Source organism: Actinomadura terrae (assembly GCF_022751215.1).
Lineage (GTDB): Bacteria > Actinomycetota > Actinomycetes > Streptosporangiales > Streptosporangiaceae > Spirillospora > Spirillospora terrae.
Map to the genome: position 1 here is coordinate 754,396 of NZ_JAICDG010000002.1, position 18,832 is coordinate 773,227.

Consider the following 18,832-nt stretch of genomic DNA (forward strand, 5'->3'; position numbering starts at 1 on the left):
GCGGTCAGAACTCGCTGATGGGCGCCGGGTCGCTGCTCGGACGGAGCGCGGGGGAGCGCCCCGCCCACGTTTCGAGCTGGGCGACGAACCGCTCGGCCTGGATGGGCCAGTGGAAGCGCGCGCGGGCCGTCTCGTAGCCGCGCTTGCCCATGCCGGTGCGCATCTCCGGGTCGTCCCGGAGGCGACGGACGGCCTCGGCGGCGGCGGCCGGGTCCGCGAACGGGACCACCAGCCCGCAGCCGGACGGCTCGACGATCTCCACGGCGGGCGGGTTCGGCGTGCAGACCACCGGGACGCCGCGCGCCATGTACTCCACGATCTTGGTCGGCATCGAGTGCCGGTAGTTCGGCTCGTCGTGCAGCAGCGCGAGCCCGGCCATCGCGCCCTCGGCGATGCGCAGCGCCCGGTCGTTCGGGACGAACCCGTACCAGCGCAGCAGGTTCTCGCGCTGCGCGTCGCGGAGCGCGGCGCGGACGTCGGCGTCGGCGGACCCGATCAGCTCGACCATGATCCCCTCGGGGGCCAGCAGCCGGGCCATCTCGATCATGTCGAAGGCGCCCCGGGCGGCCGACAGGTGCCCGACATAGACGACGCGGCGGCCGTCCGGCGCCCCGGGCGGCAGGTCGGAGACGTAGGTGGTGTTGGGCACCACCGGGTGCTCCTCGCGGAACCGCTCCCGGTAGCCGTCCTCGGCGAGCAGCAGCCGGTGCCGCCGCTCGCTGCGCCGCTCCAGCCGCCGCACGGCCGGGCGCAGCACGGGCCGCACCGGGCGCGGGACCCAGCCCTTGGCGGTGAGCGCGGCCGCGGTGTCCTCGTGGACGTCCCAGACGACCGTCCGCGCGCGCACCGAGCGCGGCATCGAGACGAGCAGCTCCGGGTCGTGCAGCAGGATCAGGTCGGCGTAGGCCGCGTGCTCGGCGAGCGCGCGATGGGCCGCGCGCAGGGCCCGGACGCGCCGCCGCCCCGTCGCCCGGGGCACGTCGACCGGACTGACCTCGCGCCACGGTGTCACGTTGCATGCCCGAAATGGCGCAATATATGTGACCTCGTGGCCGGCGTCCAGCAGCGCGCGTATCTGCCGGTGCAGAATGCGCGCATCCTCCGGGTGATGCACGATCGTGCAGACACAGACCCGCATTCCACTCACTCCGCAACGTGCCGAATTATCGCCTTGTGGCCGAGTCTTCGGCGGCGATGGAAATGGCTGATGAATCCCCGTCGTCCAGAAGGTGGCCAACGCCGGGCAGATCACCCTCGGTGGGGAACGGTCCCGTTCCCTCCGGTTTCCTGTGGGGGGACGACCCCCCACACCCCCCGGAACCCCCTTAAAGCAGCTCGACGGTTTCGCTCCGCAGGTCCCTGGTACGCCCGCGCGTGTCGAACAGCAGCCGGGAGTGCCGGGCCAGCGTCGCCGCGTCGTAGGCGGTGTGGTCGGCCAGGACGATCACCAGGTCCGCCGCCGCGAGCGCCGATGGCAGGTCCGCCCCCGCGTTGCGGACCTCGGCGCCCTCGACCTGCCACTCGTTCACGAACGGGTCGTGGAAGCTGAGGTCGGCGCCGAGGCGGGCCAGGCGGCGGGCGACGGGGCGGGCCGGGGATTCGCGCTGGTCGGCGATGTCGGCCTTGTAGGTGACGCCCAGCAGCAGCACCTTGGCGTCCTTGAGGGCCCGCCCTTCGCGGTTCAGCAGCTGCTGGGCCCGCTCGACGATGTACCGGGGCATCCGGTCGTTGATCTCCTGCGCGAGTTCCACGAACCGGAACGGGTAGCCCAGCGAGCGCACCTTGTACGACAGGTAGTTGGGGTCGATCGGGATGCAGTGGCCGCCCACGCCGGGGCCGGGGCGGAAGGCCTGGAAGCCGAACGGCTTGGTGGCGGCGCAGTCGATTGCGTCCCACAGGTCGATGCCCAGCTCGTTGCAGAACACGGCCATCTCGTTGACGAGCGCGATGTTGACGTGCCGGTAGGTGTTCTCCAGCAGCTTGGCCATCTCGGCCTCGCGGGTGCCCTTGGCCTCCACCACCTGATCGACGAACTTGCCGTAGAAGGCGGCGGCGGCCGAGGCGCACGCCGGGGTCAGCCCGCCGACGATCTTGGGCGTGTTCCGCACCCCGTAGACCGGGTTGCCCGGGTCGATCCGCTCGGGCGAGAAGGCCAGATGGAACTCCTCGCCCGCGATCAGGCCGGACTTCTCCAGGATGGGGCGGACGACCTCGTCGGTGGTGCCGGGGTAGGTGGTGGACTCCAGCACCACCAGCATGCCGGGCTCCAGGTGCCGGGCGACGGTCTCGGCGGCGCCGCGGACGGCGGTCAGGTCCGGCCCGCCCTCGGTCGAGAGCGGGGTCGGAACGCAGATCACCACCGTCCGCGCGCCGTCGAGGATGTCCTCGTGCAGGCTGGGCGTGAATCCGGCCTCGTTCATCTGCTCGACCTCTTCGGCCGAGACGTCGTCGATGTGCGACAGGCCCGCCTTCAGCCCGGCGACCACGCGTGCGTCGCGGTCCAGGCCGCCGACTTCGAGACCGGCCCGGCAGGCCTCCCGCACCAGCGGCAGCCCCACGTAGCCGAGTCCGATGACCACCAGATCCATGCCCGGCTCCCTTCGCGAGTTCTATGTGATGGCGTACGCCTCCCGGTAGCAGGCCGCCACGGCCCGCCACGTGCGTTCCGCCCTCACCCACTCCCGAGCCGACTGCCCGATTTTCCGGCGTCTCTCAGGAGCGTAAATGAGCTCATCCAGCGAAATAGCCCATGCTTCCGGGTCTTCCGGAGTTGTTAACGTGCCCGTTACGCCCGGTTCCACGATTTCGCGCAGAGCCTTGACATCACTTGCTATTACTGGGATTCCCCCGGCCATCGCCTCGATCGGCTTCAGGGGCGTGACCAATTGGCAGACCCGGTCGGCCCGTCGGGGGACCGCGAACACATCGAGGACGGCGTGGTGGCGACGAACGGCATCCATCGGCACGCGTCCGGTGAACACGGCGTGGACGCCGTGCCCGGCCGCGCGCCGTTCGAGCGCGCCGCGCTCGGGGCCGTCGCCGACCAGCAGCAGCGTGACGGGCGTGCCCCGCTCGCGCAGCAGCGCCGCCGCGTCGATCAGCGTGTCGATGCCCTCGTAGCCGTAGAACGACGAGGTCAGGCCGACGACCGGGGCGTCCGCCGGGATGCCGAGGGAGACGCGCAGGTCGGCGGCGTCGGGCAGCGGTTGCAGGAAGGCCTCGTCCACGCCGTTCGGCACCGTGAAGATCTTCTCGGCGGGGACGCCGCGCGAGGCGATCTCGGCGCGCATCGCCTGCCCGAGCGTGACGACCGCGTCGGCCTCGACCATCCGCCGCGTCTCCAGCTCCCGGGTGAGCCGGTAGAACTCGTCCGTCTCCCGGTGGGAGGGGTCGCGCGAGAGCCAGGAGTCCTCCAGGAACCCGCGCACCTCGTAGACGACGGGCAGATCGTGCCGCCGCCCGAGCTCCAGCGCGACGGCCGCGTTCAGGTGGTTGCTGACCGCGTGCAGCACGTCCGGGCGCAGCTCGCGGACGAGGCGTCCGGCCAGGTCGGCGCCCTTGTGCACCGCGCGGACCGGATTGGACGGCGGCAGCCAGGGGATCAGCCGGTGGTAGGGGACGCCGTCGACCTCCACGCGGGGCCGGGTGTCGCCGATGCCCTGGCTGAGCGGGTAGCCGAGCCGCGTCGCGACGTGGACCTCGGTGCCCAGCTCCCGCTGGGCGAGGGCGAGCCGGTGCGTGCGTACGGTGTAGCCGGCGTTCGTGCGCGGCAGGGCGTTGGTGACGAACTGGAGAACGCGCGTCCCCTCCGGGGAGGCGGCTTCAGGAGCGACGGGGGCGGGACGGGGCGGCGGCGTATGGGCCAGCAGCGCGCGCAGTTCGCTGGTCTCGCGTTGCAGGCCCCGGGGACGCGGGACGGCCAGGCGGGAGCGCCGCAGCCGCCCGCCGAGCGGGCCGGGCACGACCCGCGCCAGCAGCCGGACGGCGAGCCGGGGCGCCCGCCCCGGGTCGTCGCGCAGCTGCCGCCAGGTGAGTCCCAGCAGGTAGACGGGTTTTCTGAGCACGGCGGGCGAGCGTAGGCAACCCCGATGAACAGAAGGGAAATTGTGTTGGCACCCATCGTGCACGTCCTCGGGGCGCGGCCGAACTTCGTCAAGGCCGCGCCGGTGATCGCGGCCCTGCGCGCCGCCGGCGCCGAGCAGGCGGTGGTCCACACCGGCCAGCACTACGACGAGCGGATGTCGGAGATCTTCTTCGTGGAGCTGGGGCTTCCGGAGCCCGACGTGAACCTCGGCGTGGGCTCGGGCGGGCACGCCGAGCAGACGGCGGCGCTCATGATCGGGCTTGAGCGGGAGTTCACGAGCCGTTCACCCGCGCTCGTCATCGTGTACGGCGACGTGAACTCGACGATCGCCGCCGCCCTGGTCGCGGCCAAGCTGCACATCCCGGTCGCCCATGTGGAGGCCGGGCTGCGCAGCTTCGACATGACGATGCCCGAAGAGGTCAACCGGCGCCTCACCGACCAGCTCTCCGACCTGTGCCTGGTCACCAGCCCCGAGGCGATCGGGCACCTCGCCAACGAGGGCGTCCCGGTCGGGCGCGCGCACCTGGTGGGCAACCCCATGATCGACACGCTGCTGGCCAACCTGGACAGCTTCGACACCGGGAAGGTCCGCGCGGCCCACGACCTGCCCGAGCGCTACGTCCTGGCGACGATGCACCGACCCGCGAACGTGGACGCGCCCGAGACCGCCGCCGCACTCGTCAAGCACCTGCACGGCGTCGCCGACCTCGCCGACGTCGTGATCCCCGTCCACCCGCGCGGGCGCGCGAACCTGATCGCCGCCGGGCTGGACAAGCACCCGCGCGTCCACGTCCTGGAGCCGCTCGGCTACATCGACTTCATCGCGGCCGTGCGCGGCGCCGCCGCCGTCGTCACCGACTCCGGCGGCCTCCAGGAGGAGACCACGATCCTCGGCGTGCCGTGCCTGACCGTCCGGCCCAACACCGAGCGGCCCATCACGATCACGCACGGCACCAACCGCCTCGTGACGTTCGAGGAACTGGTCCCCGCCGCGCGCAAGGCGCTGGAGAGCGAAGGCAAGGACGCCGGGGACCGCAAGCCCCCGCTGTGGGACGGCCACGCCGGCCCCCGCATCGCAGATGTGATCATGGAGTTCCTCGGTGAGTGACGCCAAGGCCAACCGGCAGGTCGCGCGGCTGCGGGCCGTGCTCCGCGAGCGCGAGTCCCGGGTCGAGGAGCTGGAGCGGCGCCTCGCCGCGCTGGAGACCTCGACGACCCTCCAGTTCGGACGGCTCGTCGCGGGCGCCGCGCGCAACCCGAGGCGGCGCGGCGTGCGGCTGCCGAAGGAGCTGTACCGGCTCTGGCGCAAGCGGAACGTCCCGGTCTCGGAGTCCGGCAACGCCGACGGCGAGCGGATCACGCTCGACCGGATCGACCGTCCCGAGGACCGGCTGCTGATCGCGGCTCCGCACGAGGGCCTGGTCATCGCGGGCGTGCTCGGCGCGCGCGCGGCGGCCGTGCTCGCCGAACACGCGAAGGTGATCCGGCTGTACCCGCACGACGCCTCGATCGTGCTCGACAGCGCCGACGTCGACATGCTCGTCGTGGACGCGGCGGCGGGCGAGCCCGGCGGCCCCTGGGCCTACCTCGGCGTCCCCGGCATGTACGACCGGGACCGCGCGCTGAACGACATCCGCGAACTCGCCGTCGCCCGCGACCTCCCGCTCGTCCTGTGGGGCGAGGCGCCACCCGCCACGCTGTCCTGCCTGCACTGGGACGCCACCGTCACCGCACCCGGCCGGCTCGCCGACCTGCTCGCCGAACACGCCCCGGCCCGTTGAAAGGAACTTCTGTGCGACCACGCGCCCTCGTCTACGGCGACGTCGATCTCAACCTGATCGACGGCTCGGCGATCTGGGCCCAGGGCATGGTCCAGGCGCTGGCCCGCGCCGGCTGCGCGGTGACCTTGGTGCTCAAGGCCCCCGTGCGGACCGGCCGGCTCGTCGACCCGCTGCGCGCGCTCCCCGAGGTCACCGTGCGCAGCCCGCACGCCGAGGGCATGGTCTCCTTCGAGGGCGGCATGCCCGCCAAGGCCGCCGCCGCGATCCTCGCCCAGGTCGACGAGGAGGACCCCTTCGACCTCATCGTCGTGCGGGGCCGCCGCCTCGCGGGCAAGCTGTCGGCCGGTCCGCTCGCCGGACGGATGTGGACGTACCTGACCGACGTCCCCCAGTCGGCCGGGGAGTTCGACGGCTCGTCCAAGGGCGAGCTGCGCCGGATCGCCGACGCCTCCCGGGTGCTGCTCTGCCAGACCGAGGAGCTGCGCGGCTTCCTGGAGAGCGCCGTCCCCGCGACGGCGGGCAAGAGCGTGCTGTTCCCGCCCGTCGTCGTCCTGCCCGAGGGCCTCGCGGTCCGGCCGGACGGCGCGCCCGACGGCCGCGCGCTCAAGCTCGCCTACACCGGCAAGTTCGCGCCGCGCTGGAACACCTACGAGATGACCTCGCTGCCGCGCCTGCTCGCGATGCGGGGCGTGGACGCCGAGCTGCACATGGTCGGCGACAAGATCCACGACGACCCGCAGGACCCGGGCTTCGCGACCCGGATGCGGACGGCGCTGGAGAGCGGCCAGGGCGTGATCTGGCACGGCGGCCACCCGCGCGCCGAGGCGATGCGGCTGACGGCGGCCTGCGACGTCGGGCTGTCGTGGCGGCACCCCGAGATGGACGCGAGCCTGGAGCTGTCCACGAAGGTGCTGGAGTGCGGGACGCTCGGCGTCCCCGTCGTGCTCAACCGCACGCCGATGCACGAGCGGCTGTTCGGCGCCGACTACCCGCTGTTCGCCGCCACCGAGACCGACGTGCTCGACGCGCTGACGCTGATCGGCAAGAACCCCGACGTGTTCACGCTGGCCGTGGAGCGGTGCCGCGCCGCCGCCGCCGAGTTCACGCTGGACGCGGCGGCGGAGCGGCTGCGCGGCCACCTCGCCCGGACGTTCCCCGAGCCGTCCCCGCACGTGCTCGCGGCGGCCGCCGAGCACGAGCGCACCAGCGTGCGGGCGAGCGACATGGTCAGCGGCGCCACTCCTCCAGCGCCCTCGGGCGGGGACGGGCAGCGGCGGCTGCGCGTCGGCGTCGCGGGCCACGACCTCAAGTTCTTCAGCAGGTTGCTGGACTACCTGGAGTCGCGTCCCGACATGGAGGTCCGCGTCGACCACTGGGCGGCGCTCAAGGTCCACGACGAGGAGCGCAGCCAGGAGCTGGTCGACTGGGCCGACGTCATCGTCTGCGAGTGGTGCGGCCCGAACGCGATCTGGTTCGCGCAGCGCAAGCGGCCGGGGCAGCGGCTCGTCGTCCGGCTGCACCGGTTCGAGCTGTACGCGCGCTGGCCGCAGCACCTCGACATCGACGCGGTCGACGAGATCATCTGCGTCAGCCCGCACTACGCCGACCTCACCCGCGAGATCACCGGCTGGCCCGCGTCCAAGGTCACCACGATCCCCAACTGGGTGGACGACCAGCAGCTCGACCGCGCCAAGCTGCCCGGCGCGCAGCACCATCTCGGGATGATCGGCATCGCGCCGTCCCGCAAGCGGCTCGACCTGGCGCTGGACGCGCTGGAGGAGCTGCGCCGCGACGACCCCCGCTTCACCCTCTTCATCAAGAGCAAGCTCCCCTGGGAGTACTGGTGGATCTGGCAGAAGGAGGAGGAGCGCGCGCACTACGAGAAGGTGTTCCGCCGGATCCGCCGCTCGCCGCTGCTGGCGGGCGGGGTCGTGTTCGACTCCTACGGCCGTGACGTGGCATCCTGGCTGCGGCGCATCGGGTTCGTGCTCTCGACCAGCGACGACGAGAGCTTCCACCTCGCGCCCGCCGAGGGCATGGCCGCGGGCGCGGTGCCGGTGCTGCTGAACTGGCCGGGCGCCGACACGATCTACGACCAGCGCTGGATCCACGCCGACCCGTCGGCGATGGCCGCCTCGATCGCCTCGACCGTGTCGCTCGGCCGCTGGGAGCAGGACCGGCTGCTCGCGCGCGACCAGGTCCGCGCCGCGTACGGGCTGGACGAGGTGTGCCGCCAGTGGACGGACATGCTCGCCACCACCGGCGCCCCGGCGGCCCGCCCGGCTCGCACCGCCTGACCCCGCCGTAACTCGTCTGGGGACGAGCAAAGTCCCCGTGGAGCCGCGCTCCACGGGGACTTTGCTCGTTCGGAACCAGGGAGGATCAGCCGGAGCTGCTGACACCCGCCTGCACCGTCTCGCGGTACTCGGCGGGCAGCTGCGCCCGGTAGCCCTCGATCGCGTCGTTCAGCTTGGCGAGGCTGCGGCTGTAGTCGCGGCTCGCCAGCCAGAACTTGTAGATGATGACGAGCTCGAAGGCGAGCAGGCCGGCCCCGCTCACCGCCACCACCGGGATCACCGCGCCGGGCACGATCGCGGCGACGATCGGCGCGACGATGAACACGCCCATCTGGAACTCGATGCCGCTGATCAGGTGCGGGCGGATGCGGCCCGCCATCAGCGCGTTGCGGATGCGCGCGTACCAGGGGAACTTCCGCTCGAAGCCCTGCTGCATCACGGCCATCGCGGGGTCGTCGGCGACGACCCGGTTCTCCATGTCGGCCTCGGGGTCCTCGCCGAGCGCGCCCTCGGCCGAGCGCAGGTCCGCGCCGACCTCGGCGGTGTCGACGACCTCGCCGTTGGCGCGGCGCGCGGCCAGCTCCAGCTCGGCGGCCTCCTCGCGCGCGGCGTTCAGCGTGACCCGCATCTGCGAGCGGACCTTGTAGATCTCCAGCGCGTCCATGTAGCGGAGCATGTCGAGGAAGACGACCGCGACGGCCGTCCACACGTAGGCGACGTTGCCGGTGGCGGCGTACTGCCCGGCCATCAGCGCGATCGCGCAGGCCAGCACCCGCACCCGGTCGAAGATGTAGTCGAGCCAGGCGCCGAACACCGAGCCGGTGCCCTTGAGCCGCGCGATCTTGCCGTCCATGCAGTCGAGCGTGAACGACAGGTGGTACAGCAGCGCGCCGAGCAGCAGCCACGGCCAGGACGCGACCGTGAAGCAGGCGCCCGCCGCCAGCCCGAGGACGAGGGCGCCCACGGTGAGCTGGTTGGGCGTCACGCGGGTGCGGTTGGCGGTGAAGCGCACCAGCCGGGCCGCGAGCGGATCGACCAGCAGGACCGTCCACCACGCGTCACGCGCCTTGTACGTCCGTTGCCGAACGTCGTCGAGCGTGAAGTTCGCCATGGATCGCTGTCCTTTCTGTCGCGCCCGGCGATTACCGTTTCATGCCGGGGCGCTCTGGGCCGGTGCCGATCGTATCCGCTGTCCGGATACGGACCCGGCCATTGTCGCCGAGTCGTGATCCACTGGTTGCCGCAAGTACCGGAACCCGATGCTCGCTTGACGAAGTCTTGCGTTAGAGGGCCGGTGGCGCGCTCGGGCATCCGGCCGTGGGTAGGCTTTCGGAGTGCGAGAGAAAGCCGGTCTGGCGGGCCGTTCCGCCCTGGCCCACCTGCCCTTCGTGTGCGTACTCGCGGTAGCGGTGTGGATACGGGTGGTCGCGGTCAAGGGCTATCCGGCGCCGATGTGGTTCGGCGACTCGCCCGGATATCTGCGGGCGGCGATCGAGCTGCGGCCCGGCGAGACGCGCCCGAGCGGCTATCCCCTCACGCTGTGGCTGATCAAGCCGTTCCACAGTTTCACGCTGATGGTGTCGGTGCAGCACGTGATCGGCGTCCTGACCGGCGTGCTGGTCTACGTGCTGGTGTGGCGCGCGGCGCGGGCGGCCTGGCCGCTCGGCCCGGACGGGGAGGCCGGACGCTGGGCCTGGCGCCGCCACGTCCCCGGGCTCATCGCCGCGCCGCTGACGTTGCCGGTGCTGCTGCCCGTCCACCAGGTCGCGCTTGAGCACATGCTCATGTCCGACTCGCTGTTCACGTTCCTGCTGCTCGCGGCCGTGACGGCGGCGCTGTGGCGGCGCCGCTCGACCTGGTGGCTCGGCGCCCTGGCCGGGTTCTTCGCCGCGTCCGCCGCGCTGACGCGGTCGGCGGGGCTGCCGCTGGTCGCGGTGATCCTCGTCGCGATGCTGCTGCGCCGCGCGGGCTGGCGCGCGTGCGCGGCGACGGTCGTCACGTTCGTCCTGCCGATCATGGGTTATATGGCGTGGTTCCACGCGGAGTACGGGCAGTACGGGCTGGCCAAGGCGAGCGGGGTGTGGCTGTACGGGCGCACCGCCGACTTCGCCGACTGCCGCGTCATCAAGCCGCGTCCCGAACTCGCCATCATGTGCCCGAAGCACAGCGACCCGCGCATCTCGCCCGCGTTCGCCTCGATGTGGACGCACGACTCGGCGTTCCACGACATCCCCGGCTGGATCACCGGCCCGACCGCCAACGACCTGGCCAGCGAGTTCGCCTGGGACGCGATCAAGGCCCAGCCCGGCGACTACGCCCGTGTCGTCGTCCGCGACACCTTCCGGTCGTTCGAGTGGGAGCGCAAGCCCTACCCCACCCCGTGGACGTGGCGGCAGTACGAGTTCCCCGAGGGCGAGGCGTGGGCCGAGAAGCAGGCGGTGGTCGCCGCGCGGTACGACCCGGGCGGCGGCGGGGAGCCGAGGGTCGTCGAGCCCTGGGCCGCGAAGATGCGCGGCTACCAGGACACCATGGTCATGCCCGGCACCTTCCTCGGCCTCCTGCTGCTCGCCGCGCTCGTCGCGGCGCTGCCCTACGTCCGCTCGGGCGGGCGGTGGCGGGTGCTCGGGCCCGTCCGGCACTGGGGGACGGGCGCGCTGCTGCCGTGGGCGACGAGCCTCGCGCTGCTGGTGATCCCGGCCGCGACCGCCGACTTCGACTACCGGTACGTGCTGCCCGCCGTCCCGTTCGCGTGCGTGGCGCTCGGGCTGGCGCTGCTGCCGCCGCCGCGCCGCCCGGCCCCGGCCGCCGCCCCGGCCGCCGCCCCGGTCGACCCCGGGCAGTCCGAGGAGCCCGATTCCGAGGAGCCCGATTCCGAGGAGCCGGAGGAGCCCGAATCGGAGAAGGCCGAGGAGCCGGAGGAGGCCGAGCCGGAGAGCGCGGCTACCTCCGGGTGAGACGGCGCCCCGCCGAGCGGGCCAGCGCCGTGACCTTCCCCCGGACGATGTGGACGGCTAGGTTCCCGCCGCCCGTCCGGTAGAACGAGGCGCGGCGCAGCCCCAGCGCCGCGCACGGCACGGGCGCGACCTTCGGCTGCCCCGCCTGCACGGGCACGCGCATCCGGGCGGTCTCACCGCCGACCGTGAACTCCAGCTGGACGTCCCAGCGCCCGACGGCCAGCCCGCGCAGGTCGGTGACGGCGGTGAACTCCAGCCGCTCCGCGCCCGGCAGCAGGCGGACCTCGGCGTCCTTCGTGCCGTCTCCGCCGCGCGCCTCCAGCCGGACGGCCACGCCGATGTGCGCCGCCGACCCAGGCGAGATCGGCACCGACCCCCGGACGAGCAGCCGCGGTATGCCGTCCCAGCCGACCGCCTCGACCCGCAGCAGCTTCTCCAGCGCGGCGGGGCCCGGCGCGACGGTCAGCGACAGGTTGTCATAGCCCTGGGTGAAGAACGGTGTGACGGACGCGCCCACCCCTTCCCCCGAGGCGTGGAACCGGCCCTTCGGGGCGGTGACGTCCTCGGCGCGGTCGGCGCCGAGCCGTCCCTCCTTGACCAGCCGGTCGTGTGTCACCTCGACGTGCAGGTCCCACGTCCCCGCGGGCAGCGGCGCTCCCGAGGCCGCCGTCGCCGGGTCGAGGTCCACGGTGAAGGTGTCGCCGTCCGCCGCGCAGGGCACCCGGTGCTCGCCGCCGGACTTCTTGTCGCGCAGCAGCAGCCCGACCGTCCGGTCGCCGGTGTCGAGCCTGCCGAGGGCCGCCGTCCCGGCCACGCGGAGCAGGTCGCCCTCCCAGCCGAGCGCGGTCAGGCTCCGCAGGACGCGCAGCCGGTCGGTGATGTCGAAGTAGGTGTCGGGGACGGACGCGCCCGGCTCCCGGAACCCCGGGTAGGCGACGTACGCGCGGGTCTTGTCGACCAGCAGCGGGACGGGCTCGGAATCGGTCACCCGCTCGACGATCCGCATCAGCAGCTCCCGGCGCCCGCTCCGCACGCTGTGCGCGAGGACGCGGTAGCGGGGCCGCATGCGCATCATGACCGCGGGGGTCAGGAAGTCCTCGCAGAGGCGGCGCATGCCGTCCATGACCTGGTCGACGACGTCCTCGGGGGCGGTGAGGAGACGGCGGTCGAGCCCGTACAGCACCTCCAGCTCGAAGTGCCGGACGAGCATCCGGTCGCGCGCCGGGCCGGGCCCCCGGTGCGCCATGACCTGCTCCAGCATCGAGCGGGCGACGTCGCCGTAGAACACCTCGGGCCAGCCGCCGCCCGCCTGCATGATGCTGCTGCCGTCCTCGCGCTCCACGAGGTAGTAGCAGTCGTGGTCGGCCACGACCGACACCCCGGAGGAGTGCAGGAACGCGTGCGCGGTGAAGACCTTGTCCTCCGCCGCGAGGATGCCCTCGGGGAACCGGATCCCGTGCCGGTCCAGCAGCTCGCGCCGGAACAGCTTGTGGGTGGTCAGCGAGGCGCCGAAGACGTCGGTGTCCGGGTCGTCCACGCTCACGCGGGCGATGTTCTTGGTGAACCGCGCGACGCCCCGCCCGATGCCGACGTAGCGGCCGACGACGACGTCCGTGCCCTGCTCCTCGGCCACCGCGCACATGCGCTCCAGGGCCTCGGGGCCGAGCCGGTCGTCGGCGTCCAGGAAGAACAGGTACCGGCCCTGGGCGCGCTCGATGCCGGCGTTGCGCGGCGCGCCGGGGCCGCCCGAGTTCGGCTGCCGGACGACGGTGAGCCCCGGCCGCGCCGCGGCGAGCCGGTCCAGCTCGTCACCGCTCCCGTCGGTGGAGCCGTCGTCCACCGCGACCACCTCGACCAGGCCGGGGTCGAGGGTCTGCTCGAACACCGACCCCAGCGCCTCGCCGAGGGTGGCACGGCAGTTGTAAACGGGCACGATCACACTGACCAAGGGGGGATTCACGGAAGGACCTCACGGTGTCGGGTCGAAGATCCGGTCGACGGTGCGGGCGGCGGCGCGGCCGTCGTCCAGGGGGCAGAACCGGGCCACGAAGTCCTCGTACCGCTTGCGGTGGCCCTCCGTGGCGGACTCGACGTCGCGGATCGCCTCGATCAGGTCGTCGGAGGTCTCCACGAGCGGTCCCGGCGACTCGGCCTCGAAGTCGAAGTAGAAGCCGCGCAGCCGGTCCCGGTAGTCCGCCAGGTCGTAGGTGAAGAACAGCATGGGGCGGCCGGTGTTGGCGTAGTCGAACATCACCGAGGAGTAGTCGCTGATCATCATGTCGGCGATCAGGTACAGCTCCGTGATGTCGGGGTACAGCGAGACGTCGCGGACGAAGCCGGACTCGTCCTCGGGGACGCCGTCCACGACGTTCGTGTGCAGCCGGACGAGCAGCACGTGGTCGTCGCCGAGCGCCTCCCGCGCGCGCTCCAGGTCGATGCGCATGTCGAAGCGGTAGCGGCCCTTGCTGTAGTACTGGTCGTCGCGCCAGGTCGGCGCGTACAGCACGACCTTCTTGCCCTCGGGGATGCCGAGCCGGGCCCGGACGTCCTTGGCGACGACCTCCGCCTCGGGGCTGTGCATCAGGTCGTTGCGCGGGTACCCGGCCTCGATGATCTCGCCCTTGAACGCGAACGCGCGGCGGAAGATCTCCGTGCTGAACGGGTTCGGCGACAGCAGGTGGCTCCACTCGGGGACGGTCGGGCCGGTGGTCTTCGTCTGGAGCGCGTGCTTCATGCCGGGCGCGTAGGCGAAGTGCACCTCCTTGATGTCCCTGCCGATCTTCTTCAGCGGCGTCCCGTGCCAGGTCTGGAGGACGATCTGGTCGGGGTGCCGCTGGAACCACTCGCCGAGCCGGTGGTTGGTGATGATGTAGCGGGAGGTCGTCACCGCCTCCTGCCACTCCTTGCCGTTCAGCCGCACCGCCTGGAGCGTGTCGGGCAGCTCGACCTGCGCGTCGTTGACGACCCAGAGCTGCTCCAGATCCGAGCCGCGCCGCACCAGCTCCTGGTGGATCGCCTTCGGGCTGTCGGAGTACTGCCGCCCGCTGAAGCAGGAGAACACCACGGCGTCGCGCAGGCCGTCCCGGTCGACGCGGCGGCGCGCCTCCTCGCGGATCTTCGGGCCCGCGTTCTTCTCCTCGCTGGAGACGTCGCCGGTCACCGCGACGACGAGCCGCCCGTCGCTGGACTCCAGGTCGTACTCGCGGCGGGCCACCTCCAGCGCCCCCGGCAGGCCCTTCTGCGCCGCGCGGGTGAGCCGCACGGTCAGCGCCCGCTCCCGGCCCCCGGCCGGGCGGAACAGCACGTCCCAGCGGCCCGGACGCAGCGGCAGCACGCCCGCGACGCTCGGCACCGCCGCCACCGGCACCTCGGCGCGCAGCGTCCCGGCCTCGCCGGGGACGAGGTCGAACGCGAACTCCTTGCGGCGCGCCCGGCCCCGGATCACGACCTGCCCGCCGCTGTGCGCGGCGTGCGTCGCGGTGAGCACGAGCGTCCCGTCCGGGCGCCACGCGCATTCGCTGACGATCAGCCGGGTCGTGGTCAGCCGCACCCGCAGGTACCCGCTCGGGCCGCGCCCGGCGTTCACCTCCAGCGCGCCGAACGGCCGCTCGGCGTCGTCGATGCCCTCGGCGAGGACGAGCGGGCGGCCGTCCGCCGACACCGTCCAGTCGCGGGTGTCGTCGATCGCCTCTGGAGGGATCGGTACGTCCGCCAGGGCGGCTGGATCGATGCGGGCGCGGTGCGTCCCGTCCTCGTCCACGACGGGGACCGCGACCGTCGTGTCGCCGAGCCGCAGCGTCAGCTCGGCGGGCGGACGCTCCGCCGCCGCGACGTCGACGACCAGCGCGTCGCCGTCCCAGCGCAGCCCGCTCGCGCGCACCCGCACCTTCTCGACCTTGACCCGCAGCTCGCCGTCCACGATCAGCGGGACGATCCGCACGTCGCCCGCGACGTACCGGTAGGGCGGGTTCGCACCGGTGCCCGACCCGCCGCCGCGCAGCGGGCCCTGCCGGAACACGCCCGCGTTCAGCACCGACGCCCGCACGTCCCAGGTGCCCTCGACCCACTGGCCGTGGTCGCGGAGCTTCCCGGCGTCGATCGAGAACTCAAAGCCCGACCAGCCGCCGGACTTCTTGCCCGGCTTCGGCGTCTGCTTGGCCCGCGCGGTGATCTTCCGGCGGCCCGAGCGCAGCGTGACGGCCTTCAGCGACGTCCAGCGGCGCCGCGAGCTGACCGAGTTGATGTAGGCCTCGCCGGTGACGGTGAGGCGGTCGCCCTCCCACGCCACCGCGTGGACGCGGCCGCGCAGCTTGACCTCGCCGCGCGCCCGGTACACGTCGCGGGGGACGTCGAGCGAGCCGTCCTTCCAGTACGGGTACACGACATAGCGGCGCAGCGGGTCGCGGACGATCGACGGCGAGGACTTGCCCCGCTCGTACCGCACGACCTTCACCAGCTCGCCCGTGTGCCCCGTTGAGGCGAGGTGCCACTTCAGCCGGACCAGCGCGGACGCCTCGGCGAACACCTTCGGCGAGATCCCCGCCGCGTACGCCGCGGCCTGCGCGACGACCTGCTCGCGCTCCTCGTCGGGCAGGTCGGGCAGCACGTCCAGGAACACGCGCAGGTCGGTGTTGACGGTCGCGAGCTGGAGGCGCCGCGCCTCCTTGGCGTCGGCGTGGGCGGTGAGCCAGCCCGTCGCGAGCGTGACCGCGCCGAACCCGTCCGCGATGTCCTGCGCGACCGTCGTGGACCCGTACCGGGGGTGCCGCCGCCGCAGCACCACCTCGGACAGCACGTCGATCCCCTTCGCCAGGTGCAGCGCCTGGACGGTCGCCGCGAGGTCGTCGTAGCGGCCGATGTCGGGGAACTCCAGCCCCGCCGACGTCCAGAACGACCGGCGGACGAGCTTGCCGGTGATCTGCCGGTTCAGGATCAGCTCGGGACGGCGCCGCAGGTCGGTGCCCGACGCGGGGGCGGCGGGCGTCGAGCGCGGCTGCCACGACCACACCTGGCCCGTCCGCCTCCGCACGGCCTCCGAGCCGAGCGCGAGGTCCGACCCGGACCTCTCCAGCGAGGTCGCGAGCAGTTCGAGGCCGTCCGGGGGCAGCTCGTCGCCGCCGTCCACGAACAGCAGGTACTCCCCGCCCGCCTCGGCTGCGCCGCGGCCGCGCGCCGCGCCCCGGCTGAGCGCGCCCTCCCGGACGAGCCGGAACCGCTCGTCCGGCAGCTCGACCCCGGCGGCGCCCCCGGCGCCGTCGTCCATGACGAGGACCTCGATCTCGCCGTAGGACTGCGCCGCGAGCGACTCCAGGGTGCCGGGGAGCAGCTCCCCGGCGCCGTGCGTGAGGACGATGACGCTGATCCGGCTACTGGACAAGCGACCCACTCCTTCAACCACCTAAGGACCCGGCGCCCCGCGCCGGGTCGTGAGACGACGTTTTCTGCGCGGCGGGCCCCGTGGGTGCCGGTGCCCGCCGGTGGTGCTGGAGCGGGGAGGTCGATCACTGCGGAGGGTTCGGGACCTTCTCGCCCAGGAACAGCCGGCGGACGGCGCGCTCGGCCGCGTGACCGTCGTCCCAGGGGCAGAACCGGGTCCGGAAGCCCTCCCGGGCCTTCTGCGCCGTGTCGCTCCACGCCGCCCGGGAGACGAACGCGTCGACCAGCTCGCCCTCCGTCGTGGCGACGACGCCCGGCGGGGTGGCGGTGAGGTCGAAGTTGACCCCGCGGGTCAGCTTGTAGGTCTCCCAGTCGTTGGCGTAGATCACGATCGGCTTGTCGAGGTTGGCGTAGTCGAACATGATCGAGGAGTAGTCGGTGAGCAGCGCGTCCGAGGCGATCGCGAGGTCCTCGACCGACCGGTGCCCGGACACGTCGATGACGCGGCCCTCCGGCCACCCCATGTCCGCCGCCATGTTCTTCAGCTTGTAGTAGTAGTGCGCGCGCACCAGCAGCACGTAGCCCTCGCCGAGCTGCTCCACGACCCGTCCGATGTCGAACATCGGCGTGTAGCGGCGCTGGTACTCGCGGTGCGTCGGCGCATACAGGATCGCGGTCCTGCCCTCGGGCACGCCCAGCTCGTCGCGCAGCCGCAGCCGCTCCTCGTCGGTGGCCCGCACCAGCCGGTCGTTGCGCGGGTACCCGATCTCCAGCATCTCGTAGTTGCACGGGAAACCGCGCTCCCACGCCTCGCTGGACAGCGGGTTGGACGAGACCAGGTAGTCCCAGCGGTCCGAGCGCTCGATCAGCGCCTTGAAGTCCATCTCCTTGGCGCCGACCGGATACTCCATCTGGTCGAGGCCCATCTTCTTCAGCGGCGTCCCGTGCTGCGTCATCAGGTGCACCTGGCCGGGGCGCTTGACGTAGTGGTCCGGGAAGTTGACGTTGTTGACGAAGTACTTCGCGCGGGCGATCGTCCGGTAGTAGTCGGCCGATCCGGCGAGGACGTAGTCGACGCCCTCCGGGATGTTCTTGCGGTTGGCCGCCTTCACCACCCACACGCCGTGGATGTGCGGTGCCAGTTCCTTCATCTTCTCGTAGATCGCCGCCGGGTTGCAGGAGTACCCGCGGTACCAGTAGGCGCCGAACACGGCCAGGTTCTCGTCGACGGCCAGGTGGCGCTGCATCTGGTAGAAGCGGTCCTTGGCCATCGCCTTGGAGGCCAGCACACCGCGCTTGCGGAGGTTGTTGGCCTTGCGGGCGGGCTTCTTGGCCTTGGCCTTCACCGAGCCCGGGCCGAGCCGCTGGAAGCCCCGGTAGTCGTTCTTCTGGATCAGCCGGTGCTTCTCCGCCAGGTGCGGCTTGTCGTCCGGCGGGACGTGCCCCTCCGGCCGGTACCGGTTGTAGGTCTTGGACATCTCGGCGAAGAACCGCTCGTTCTCCGACGGGTGCACCCGGTCGCCCCGTTCGATGATCACCAGCAGGTGCCAGATCGTCCGGTCGAACATCAGCTGCCGGAACTGGTCGGCCTCCGGGCCCATCTCGTCCATGAAGGCGAAGATGCGGTCGTACTGCGCGAACGCGTCGAAGTGCTTGGCGCCGGTCGTCCTCGTGATCGCGCCCCGGCGGCGCTGCCGGTAGATGTAGCAGACCCGGTCGAGCAGGCTGAGCCGCTCGGCCGCCATCAGGATCGGGTAGGTGACGTTGACGTCCTCGTAGTAGCCGCCGCTGAAGCGCAGCCCGAGGTCGATCAGGAACTGGCGGCGGATCGCCTTGTTCCACGCCGTCATCATCATCTCAAGGACGCTCGGACGCTCGGCCAGCGTGAACACGTCCGGCGCCGGCGGCTCGCGGAACAGGTCGTTGATGATGCTGCGCTTGACCTTGCCGTTCCAGTACGAGCGCGCGTAGTCGAAGACCAGGACGTCCGGGCGGGTCTCGGCGAGCCGCTCGCAGATCGCGCGGACGGCGCCCTCGGTGGCGTGGTCGTCGCTGTCGAAGAACCAGACGTAGTCGCCGGTCGCCGCGTCGAACCCGGTGTTGCGCGCCTGCCCGAGCCCGACGTTCTCGGTGAGGTGCAGGACGCGGACCCGGGAGTCGCGTTCGGCGTACTCGTCGAGGATCTCCCCGCATGCGTCCGGCGAGGCGTCGTCGACCGCGATCACTTCCAGGTTCGGAAGATCGGGATCGAGGATCGAGTCCATGCACTGCCGGATGTACCCCTGCACCTTGTGCACGGGCACGATGATGCTCAGAGAGATGTCATTACCACTGCTCACG

Annotated in this window: 11 protein-coding genes; 4 read left to right on the plus strand and 7 right to left on the minus strand. The window is 72.2% G+C overall.

From position 1 onward, the window contains the following. Positions 1 to 4 precede the first annotated feature (4 nt). The 3 genes from K2F47_RS13650 to K2F47_RS13660 all read right to left on the minus strand — a co-directional run bounded on the left by K2F47_RS13650 (position 5) and on the right by K2F47_RS13660 (position 4,064). The gene (locus K2F47_RS13650) at positions 5 to 1,138 is read right to left on the minus strand and encodes a glycosyltransferase family 4 protein (RefSeq protein WP_242903222.1); all 1,134 of its coding nucleotides are present in this window, start codon (positions 1,136 to 1,138) and stop codon (positions 5 to 7) included. A gap of 187 nt (positions 1,139 to 1,325) precedes the next feature. Continuing rightward, positions 1,326 to 2,588, minus strand: a complete 1,263-nt coding sequence (locus K2F47_RS13655) for a nucleotide sugar dehydrogenase (protein ID WP_242903223.1) — start codon at positions 2,586 to 2,588, stop codon at positions 1,326 to 1,328. 21 nt (positions 2,589 to 2,609) lie between these two features. Further along, complete coding sequence (locus tag K2F47_RS13660) at positions 2,610 to 4,064, minus strand: glycosyltransferase family 4 protein (protein ID WP_242903224.1); 1,455 nt, start codon at positions 4,062 to 4,064, stop codon at positions 2,610 to 2,612. A 24-nt stretch (positions 4,065 to 4,088) separates the two neighbouring features. On the opposite strand from K2F47_RS13660, the gene wecB reads away from it, so the two are divergent. From wecB to K2F47_RS13675, 3 genes are read left to right on the plus strand one after another with little or no spacing between them, the layout of a single operon-like run. Then, positions 4,089 to 5,192 (plus strand): non-hydrolyzing UDP-N-acetylglucosamine 2-epimerase, encoded by a 1,104-nt coding sequence (gene wecB / locus K2F47_RS13665; protein ID WP_372490849.1) that lies wholly within the window; start codon positions 4,089 to 4,091, stop codon positions 5,190 to 5,192. Next, the gene (locus tag K2F47_RS13670) at positions 5,185 to 5,865 is read left to right on the plus strand and encodes a hypothetical protein (RefSeq protein WP_242903225.1); all 681 of its coding nucleotides are present in this window, start codon (positions 5,185 to 5,187) and stop codon (positions 5,863 to 5,865) included. Before wecB ends, K2F47_RS13670 begins: the two co-directional genes overlap by 8 nt. 11 nt (positions 5,866 to 5,876) lie before the next feature. Beyond that, a complete protein-coding gene (locus tag K2F47_RS13675; RefSeq protein ID WP_242903226.1) occupies positions 5,877 to 8,162 on the plus strand; it encodes a glycosyltransferase in 2,286 nt (761 codons plus the stop codon). Between the two features lie 85 nt (positions 8,163 to 8,247). Here the strand turns inward: K2F47_RS13675 and K2F47_RS13680 are convergent, their stop codons facing one another. After that, a complete protein-coding gene (locus K2F47_RS13680; RefSeq protein ID WP_242903227.1) occupies positions 8,248 to 9,273 on the minus strand; it encodes a CDP-alcohol phosphatidyltransferase family protein in 1,026 nt (341 codons plus the stop codon). A 223-nt stretch (positions 9,274 to 9,496) separates the two neighbouring features. Here K2F47_RS13680 and K2F47_RS13685 point away from each other — a divergent pair, with 223 nt between their 5' ends. Next, the gene (locus K2F47_RS13685; RefSeq protein ID WP_242903228.1) at positions 9,497 to 11,116 is read left to right on the plus strand and encodes a hypothetical protein; all 1,620 of its coding nucleotides are present in this window, start codon (positions 9,497 to 9,499) and stop codon (positions 11,114 to 11,116) included. Here K2F47_RS13685 and K2F47_RS13690 read toward each other — a convergent pair. The 3 genes from K2F47_RS13690 to K2F47_RS13700 form a co-directional block, all read right to left on the minus strand. Further along, complete coding sequence (locus K2F47_RS13690) at positions 11,103 to 13,076, minus strand: glycosyltransferase family 2 protein (protein ID WP_242903229.1); 1,974 nt, start codon at positions 13,074 to 13,076, stop codon at positions 11,103 to 11,105. The two genes, K2F47_RS13685 and K2F47_RS13690, sit on opposite strands and share 14 nt — an antisense overlap. A 9-nt stretch (positions 13,077 to 13,085) precedes the next feature. Then, a complete protein-coding gene (locus K2F47_RS13695) occupies positions 13,086 to 16,493 on the minus strand; it encodes a CDP-glycerol glycerophosphotransferase family protein (RefSeq protein WP_242903230.1) in 3,408 nt (1,135 codons plus the stop codon). A gap of 124 nt (positions 16,494 to 16,617) precedes the next feature. Then, positions 16,618 to 18,831, minus strand: coding sequence for a bifunctional glycosyltransferase/CDP-glycerol:glycerophosphate glycerophosphotransferase (locus tag K2F47_RS13700; RefSeq protein ID WP_242903231.1), 2,214 nt, complete (start codon positions 18,829 to 18,831; stop codon positions 16,618 to 16,620). Position 18,832 lies beyond the last annotated feature (1 nt).